Origin of the sequence: Streptomyces sp. AV19 (assembly GCF_015999245.1) — a bacterium.
GTDB lineage: Bacteria > Actinomycetota > Actinomycetes > Streptomycetales > Streptomycetaceae > Streptomyces.
Genome location: NZ_JAEAMR010000007.1, coordinates 1,205,731 through 1,213,227, shown reverse-complemented (window position 1 = coordinate 1,213,227; position 7,497 = coordinate 1,205,731). Strand labels below are relative to the sequence as shown.

General features: G+C 72.4%; 5 protein-coding genes. 4 read left to right on the top strand and 1 reads right to left on the bottom strand.

Annotation, left to right across the window (positions count from 1 at the left end; all coding sequences use genetic code 11):
- Positions 1-451: 451 nt before the first annotated feature.
- Positions 452-1,972: a ricin-type beta-trefoil lectin domain protein gene (locus I5Q34_RS15165; protein ID WP_199892703.1), complete on the bottom strand. Its 1,521-nt coding sequence runs from the start codon at positions 1,970-1,972 to the stop codon at positions 452-454.
- 107 nt (positions 1,973-2,079) lie between these two features.
- Between I5Q34_RS15165 and I5Q34_RS15160 the strand changes: the two genes are divergently transcribed.
- The 4 genes from I5Q34_RS15160 (at position 2,080) to I5Q34_RS15145 (ending at position 7,392) form a co-directional block, all read left to right on the top strand.
- A complete protein-coding gene (locus tag I5Q34_RS15160) occupies positions 2,080-3,474 on the top strand; it encodes an aspartate ammonia-lyase (RefSeq protein ID WP_199892702.1) in 1,395 nt (464 codons plus the stop codon).
- Between the two features lie 291 nt (positions 3,475-3,765).
- Complete coding sequence (locus I5Q34_RS15155) at positions 3,766-4,449, top strand: DUF402 domain-containing protein (RefSeq protein ID WP_199892701.1); 684 nt, start codon at positions 3,766-3,768, stop codon at positions 4,447-4,449.
- 185 nt (positions 4,450-4,634) lie between these two features.
- Positions 4,635-5,315, top strand: a complete 681-nt coding sequence (locus I5Q34_RS15150; RefSeq protein WP_199892700.1) for a class I SAM-dependent methyltransferase — start codon at positions 4,635-4,637, stop codon at positions 5,313-5,315.
- Entirely contained in the window at positions 5,296-7,392 is a 2,097-nt protein-coding gene (locus I5Q34_RS15145; RefSeq protein ID WP_199892968.1) for a SpoIIE family protein phosphatase, read from the top strand. The genes I5Q34_RS15150 and I5Q34_RS15145 overlap by 20 nt, the downstream gene beginning before the upstream one ends.
- Positions 7,393-7,497 lie beyond the last annotated feature (105 nt).

The window sequence follows — 7,497 nt, the reverse complement described above, 5'->3', positions numbered from 1 at the left end:
CGGACCCCGCAACGCGGCTGCGCCGCGTTCGTCCTCAAACGCCGGACGGGCTGAATGGTGTGCCCGGGCCTTTTGAATCCTGGCTCGGGTTTAATCCGGAGCTCAGGTTGATCCTGGCTCGGGTTTAATCCGGAGCTCAGGTTGATCCTGGCTCGGGTTTAATCCGGAGCTCAGGTTGATCCTGGCTCCGGATGAATCCGGGCCCGGGCGCGAAACCAGCCCGTCCGGCGTTTGAGGACAACCGCGCGGAGCGCGGTTGCGGGGATCCAGGGGGCGGAGCCCCTGGTACGGGCCCAGGGGCGTGACCCGCTGGGGGCCCAGGGGGCGAAGCCCCCGGAGCGGGCCCGGGGCGCAGCCCCGTCGAGGTCCGGTTGCGGAGCCCCCGGTTGCCGCCCGGAGGGTGGCGGGGGCCGGGGGCTCCCCGGGAGACGGGGAGAGGGTGGGGCCGGGGCTACGCGAAGCGTTGGGCCGGGGAGCCGTCGCAGCGTTGCAGACGGACCGGGTCCTTCGGTGATGCCAGCGTCAGGCACAGCTCCGGCGCCGCCGACGGGCGGAACGTTCCGCCGCCGTCCCGGACGAAGCGCTGGTTGTCACCTCCGTGGCAGTTCCACAGGACTACAGAAGTCCCGGCCGTATAGCGGCCCCCCGGCACGTCCACGCACCGGTCGTGCGACAACGCCGTCCGCAGCGAGCCGCGTTCGCCGTTGTACCACCACTCCTGGTTGCGGTTCCCCGTACACGGCCAGCCGCCGACCTCCGTGCCGTTGCGCGTCAAGGACCCGTACGCGTCCACGCACGTCCCGGTGGACGCGTTCTTCAACGGCCGGTACGCCTCGTCCCACGAGCCCCCGTACAGCTCCGGCTTGTCCGTGCTCGCCGGGTCCGCGCACCCCGCCTCGCGGTGGCCGGACGCGTAGAACCGGCTCAGGCAGGTCGCGAACGCCTCGTGTCCGCGCGCGTTGGGGTGGAAGGACTGCCGGACGGAGTTGGCGTCCGGCGGGACGGGGTTCGACAGGTCGAGCCACAGCCCGCGGACCCACGCGTTCTCCATGCACACCTCGTGCCCGTGGAAGAGGCGGGAGTTGTCGAGGAAGTACGCGCCCGACTCCCGCACCGCCTGCCGCAGGCCGCGCTCGAACGCCGGCACGGCCGTGTTCCGGCCCCAGGCCGCGTCGGAGGTATACCCCACGCAACCGCCCGGCAGCTTGCCGGGGAAGGCCGGGTTGTCCTCGAAGTCGGCCCCGATCGGGCTCGGATAGCCCATGACGACGAGCTTGTAGTCGCCGTCGGCGTACCCCGCGCCGGACATCACGGCGCGCAGGTCCGCGACGGTCCGCTTCACCTTCGGCACCAGGCCGTCCACGCGTGCCTGCCAGCCCGGCGCGTACTTGGGCTCGCAGGTGCCCTTGAGGGTGAGGTAGCGGGTGACGCAGTCGGTGATCACCGGGCCGAACTGGAGGTCGTCGTTGGCCCCGGCGACCAGCAGCACCATCTTGATGCGGGTGTTGCGGGCCTTGATCGCCAGGTTGTCGCTCTGCACCAGTTCGTCCGCGTACTGCTTGCTGCCGCCGATACGGATGTTGCCGGTGTCGGCGCCGGAGCAGGCGACGTTGTAGGTGACGTCGGCGGGGATCGACGTGCGGTGGATCGCGGCGTCGGGCGAGCGGTGGCACCAGTTGGAGGGGCCGTTGGTGCCCGGTTCGTAGGTGCCGACGCCCTCCCCGGATATCTCGCTGTCGCCCAGCGAGATCAGCGAGCTCTTGCGCTCGGCGAGCGGCCGCTCGGCCGCGTCGCCGTAGAGCTCGACCGCCTCCGCGGCCCGGAGCTTCTCCAGCTCGGGGGACAGAGGGGTCGAGGCGGCGGTGCGGGCTTCCGCACCGGCGATGGGGGCGTTCGCGGCCATTCCTCCGAAAAAGGCCGCGAAGGCCGTTAATGCGGCGAATGAACAGCGCAGGGTGGATCTGCGTGCCATGGAGCCTCCACGGTTTCAGTTGTTACCCGCGGTATTTACTGGCTGGTAGTGGCCTTTGGGAACACGTGGAACGAGACAAACGCTGTCCCTGACAGGAGGTAGTGAGGATGACCGACAGCGATCAGTACCGGATCGAGCACGACTCCATGGGCGAGGTGCGGGTGCCCGCCCACGCGAAGTGGCGGGCGCAGACACAGCGGGCCGTGGAGAATTTCCCGCTCAGCGGGCAGCGGCTGGAGCGCGCGCACATCGCGGCCCTGGCCCGGATCAAGGCGGCCGCCGCCAAGGTCAACGCCGAACTCGGCGTGATCGACGAGGACATGGCCCGGGCCATCGCGGAGGCGGCCGGCGAGGTCGCGGAGGGCCGCTGGGACGACCACTTCCCCGTGGACGTCTTCCAGACCGGCTCCGGCACGTCGTCCAACATGAACACCAACGAGGTCGTCGCCACCCTGGCCGGCGAGCGGCTCGGCCGGGACGTGCACCCCAATGACCACGTCAACGCCAGCCAGTCGTCCAACGACGTCTTCCCGTCGTCCATCCACATCGCCGCCACGGGCGCCGTCACCGGCGAGCTGATCCCGGCACTGGAGCACCTCGCGGTCTCGCTGGAGCGCAAGGCGAAGGAGTTCGCCGAGGTCGTCAAGTCGGGGCGGACGCACCTGATGGACGCCACCCCCGTCACCCTCGGCCAGGAGTTCGGCGGCTACGCGGCGCAGGTCCGGTACGGCGTCGAGCGGCTGCGCGCCTCGCTGCCCCGGCTGGCCGAACTCCCGCTCGGCGGCACGGCGGTGGGCACCGGCATCAACACCCCGCCCGGCTTCTCCGCCGCGGTCATCGCCGAGGTCGCCCGCGCGACGGGGCTGCCGCTGACCGAGGCCCGCGACCACTTCGAGGCGCAGGGCGCGCGGGACGGACTGGTCGAGACGAGCGGTCAGCTGCGGACGATCGCCGTCGGCCTGACGAAGATCGCCAACGATCTGCGGTGGATGGCGTCCGGGCCGCGGACGGGATTGGCCGAGATCAACCTCCCCGATCTCCAGCCGGGTTCGTCCATCATGCCGGGCAAGGTCAATCCGGTCGTCCCGGAGGCGGTCCTGATGGTCGCCGCACAGGTCGTCGGCAACGACGCGACGGTCGCGACGGCGGGTGCGGCCGGCAACTTCGAACTCAACGTCATGCTGCCGGTGATGGCGAAGAACCTGCTGGAGTCGGTGCGGCTGCTCGGCAACGCGGCGCGGCTGCTGGCCGACCGGACGGTCGACGGCATCACGGCGAACGTGGAACGGGCGCGGGAGTACGCGGAGTCGTCGCCGTCCGTCGTCACGCCGCTGAACCGCTACATCGGGTACGAGGAGGCGGCGAAGGTGGCGAAGCGGGCGCTGGCGGAGCGGAAGACGATTCGGGCGGTGGTGCTGGAGGGTGGGTATGTGGAGAAGGGGCTGCTGACGGTGGAGCAGTTGGACGAGGCGCTGGATGTACTGCGGATGACGCGGCCGTAGGACCGCGGGGGGGTGTGCCCCGGACCCTCCCCCAGAGGGGGCACCCCCACTTTCACCATTTCTTTGCGCTCCGCGCGGGTGTCCTCAAGCGCCGGACGGGCTGGATTTCAGCCCGTCCGGCGCTTGAGGACGAACGCGGCGAAGCCGCGTTGCCCTGCGCGGGAGCGCGAGAAACGGTGAAAGTGGGGGTGCCCCTCTGGGGGAGGGGCCGGGGCACAACCCCTCCCCCTACCCACCCCCATGCGGTATACATCACGGCACATCCCACCCCCCTCCCCCTAAGATCTGCGCATGACAGCGCAAGTGGAAGCGGAATCGGCGAGCGACGCCGGGCACTGGGCCCCCGGGGACCACATCCTGTGGCGCTACCGCGCCAACGCCACCGACCGCGTCCACATCTGCCGTCCCGTGACCGTCGTCCAGGACACCGACGACCTGCTCGCCGTCTGGCTGGCCTCCGGCACCGCCTGCGTACGCCCCGTCCTCGCCGACGGCACGCCCCCGTACCAGGAGCCCCTCGCCACCCGTTACACCAAGCCGCGCACCACCGCCGTCGGCACCTGGACCGGCACCGGCGTGCTCAAACTCGCGCGCCCCGGCGAACCGTGGTCGGTCTGGCTCTTCTGGGACCTCGACTGGAGGTTCCGCAACTGGTACGTGAATCTTGAGGAACCGCTCGCGCGCTGGGCCGGCGGGGTCGATTCCGAGGACCACTTCCTCGACATCGCCGTCTACCCCGACCGGCGTTGGGAGTGGAAGGACGAGGACGAGTTCGCCCAGGCGCAGCGCGTGGGCCTGATGTCAGCCGCTCGGGCCGAGGAGGTACGGGCCGCCGGACATGCGGCGGTCGAGCACATCGAGTCCTGGGGCGCGCCGTTCACCTCCGGCTGGGAGGGCTGGCGGCCCGACCCGGCCTGGCCGGTGCCGGCGCTCCCCGACGACTGGGGACGCGTCCCGGCACCCCAGCGGGCGTGACGGGCGGAAGCGCTTGCCGTCGCCCCGCGGGGCGCCCGTAGGATCGTCCTCCGTGGTACTGCACGGTGACGCACGGGCATGGGGGCAGGGGCACGGTGACGGCACCACCGCCACAGACCCCGGGAAAACTGACGCCATGTCATAGAGGAAAAGCCACTAAGGCATTACGCGAGGAGGGCGCAGCCGTGAGCGGTGACGACGAGCAGCGGGCCTATGACGGTTACGCCCTGACGGGCCCGGACCGCAGCGGTCAGGCCGAGGCGTTCGACGCCATCGGCGACCGTTACGACGAGGCGTTCCCGCACAAGGACGGCCAACTGGCCGCCGGCGCCTGGCTGGCGGAGTCGCTGCCGGCGGGTTCGCGGGTGCTGGACGTCGGCTGCGGCACCGGTCTGCCGACCGCCCGTCAGCTGGTGGACGCCGGGCACGCGGTCGTGGGCGTCGACCTCTCCGAGGGGATGCTGGAGCTGGCCCGCGGCCATGTGCCGGAGGCCGAGTTCCACCTGGCGGATCTGGCGGACCTGCGGGACGGCCGGCTGGGCACCTTCGACGGCATCGCCGCGTTCTTCGCCCTGCTGATGCTGCCCCGCCCGGAGATCCCGCACGCGCTGCGGATGCTGCACGGACTGCTGAGACCGGGGGGTGCGATGGCCCTCTCGATGGTGGAGGCGGACGTGGACGACTATGCGATACCGTTCCTCGGCAACACGATCCGGGTATCGGGTTACCTGCGCGACGAGTTGCGGGAGGTCGTCAGCGCGGCGGGCTTCGAGATCGTCGGCGAGAGCTCGCCGGCGTACGCCCCGCTGAGCACGGACGTACCGCCCGAGATCCAGCTCTTCCTCAATCTGCGACGCGCCGCCTGACCACGGTGCGCCCTGTGCGACCGGGCTTACGGCCCCGACGGATGGAACCCCACGCGTGACGGAGCAGACCGACTCCCACGGAGGACAGCGGAATGCCGCAGTCCGGCCCACCCCCGCGCCGGCCGGCGCGCCGCGCCCCCGCACCGGCGACGAGCCCGACGAGGCGCTGCCGCTGCCGCGCGGGGCACGTACCGTGCGGCCCGTCATGAGCGCCGGCGGCGTCGACGGGCCGGTGGACCCGCCCGACGGGGCGGCCGGCGAGGGCCGTGCCCACCCGGCGGCCGACGGGCCCCGGCCCGCGGGCGGCGGCACGGGCGGCACCGGCGGCGGGGAGCGGCTGCGCTTCGTCGGCGCGGCCACCCGCCGGATCGCCCGCGGCATCGACCTGGACGAGATCGTGCTGGGCCTGTGCCGGGCCACCGTCCCGACCTTCGCCGACGCGATCCTCGTCTATCTGCGCGACCCGCTGCCGGTCGGCGACGAGCGCCCGGTCGGCCCGGTCGTGCTGCGGCTGCGCCGCACCGACCGGCTGCCGGAGTACGCGCGGGGGCTGAGCACCCCCGAGTCGGCCTGGGGAGCCGGGCCTCTCGCCGCCGCTCCGGCCGTCCCGGCGCCCGCGGGCGAGCCGGGCCTCGGCCTGGAGCTGGCGGACGCCGCGGCCGAGCGCTGCGAGGTGCGCATAGGCGGGCCGCTCGCGGAGGTGCTGCGGGGTGTCCGGCCCGTCTTCGGGGACTCCTCGGCCGCGCGGGCGGCCCTGCCCGAGCTGCTCGGCGCGGACCGGCCCGTACCGCAGCAGCGGCGCACGATCCTCGCGCCGCTGCGCGGCCGGCGCCGGGTGATCGGGGCGGCGGTGTTCATACGCCGGCCCGACCGGCCGGCCTTCGAGGGCGACGACCTGCTGGTCGCGGCGCAGCTGGCGACGCACACCGCCCTCGGCGTGGACAAGGCCGTCCTCTACGGCCGCGAGGTCTACATCGCCGACGAGCTCCAGCGCACCATGCTCCCCGACTCCCTCCCCCAGCCCACCGGTGTACGGCTGGCCAGCCGCTACCTGCCGGCCGCGGAGACCGCCCGGGTCGGCGGCGACTGGTACGACGCGATCCCGCTGCCCGGCAACCGCATCGCGCTGGTCGTCGGCGACGTGATGGGCCACTCCATGACGTCCGCCGCGATCATGGGCCAGCTGCGGACGACGGCGCAGACGCTGGCGGGCCTGGACCTGCCGCCGCAGGAGGTGCTGCACCACCTGGACGAGCAGGCGCAGCGGCTGGGCTCGGACCGGATGGCGACCTGCCTCTACGCGGTCTACGACCCGGTCTCGCACCGCATCGTGATCGCCAACGCGGGTCATCCGCCGCCGATCATGCTGCACCGCGGCGGCCGCGCCGAGGTGCTCCGGGTGCCGCCGGGCGCCCCGATCGGCGTGGGCGGGGTCGACTTCGAGGCCGTGGAGCTGGACGCCCCCGCCGGGGCGACCCTGCTCCTCTACACCGACGGCCTGGTCGAGTCCCGCATCCGGGACGTGTGGACCGGGATAGAGCAACTCCGCGAGCGCCTCATCGACACCGCGCGCCTCACGGGCCCCAACCCGCCGCCGCTGGAGCCGCTGTGCGACGAGGTGCTGGGCATGCTCGGCCCGGGCGACCGGGACGACGACATCGCCCTGCTCGCCGCCCGCTTCGAGGGCATAGCCCCCAGCGACGTCGCGTACTGGTTCCTCGATCCGCGCCCGCAGACGGCCCGGCAGGCCCGCCGGCTGGCCCGGCGCGCGCTGGACCGCTGGGAGCTGGGCGAGCTGAGCGACGCCGTGGAGCTGCTGGTCAGCGAGGTGATCACCAATGCGGTGCGGTACGCGGAGCGCCCGATCACGCTGCGCCTCCTGCGGACGAACGTGCTGCGCTGCGAGGTCGGCGACGACGTCCCCCAGCTGCCCCGGCTGCGCCAGGCGCGCCCCTCGGACGAGGGCGGTCGCGGGCTGTACCTGGTGAACAAGCTGGCCCGGCGCTGGGGTGCTACGCGGCTGAGCACGGGAAAGGTGGTGTGGTTCGAGCTCGCGCTGCCTTCGCGTGCTCACTGATCGTTCACTCAGGGTGACCAATCGACCCGTTCGGCGGTACGTGATGAAATTTTGGACAGTGTCCAGGGCGCTGTTGCCGACGCGCTGTCGACGGAGTTGACTGGC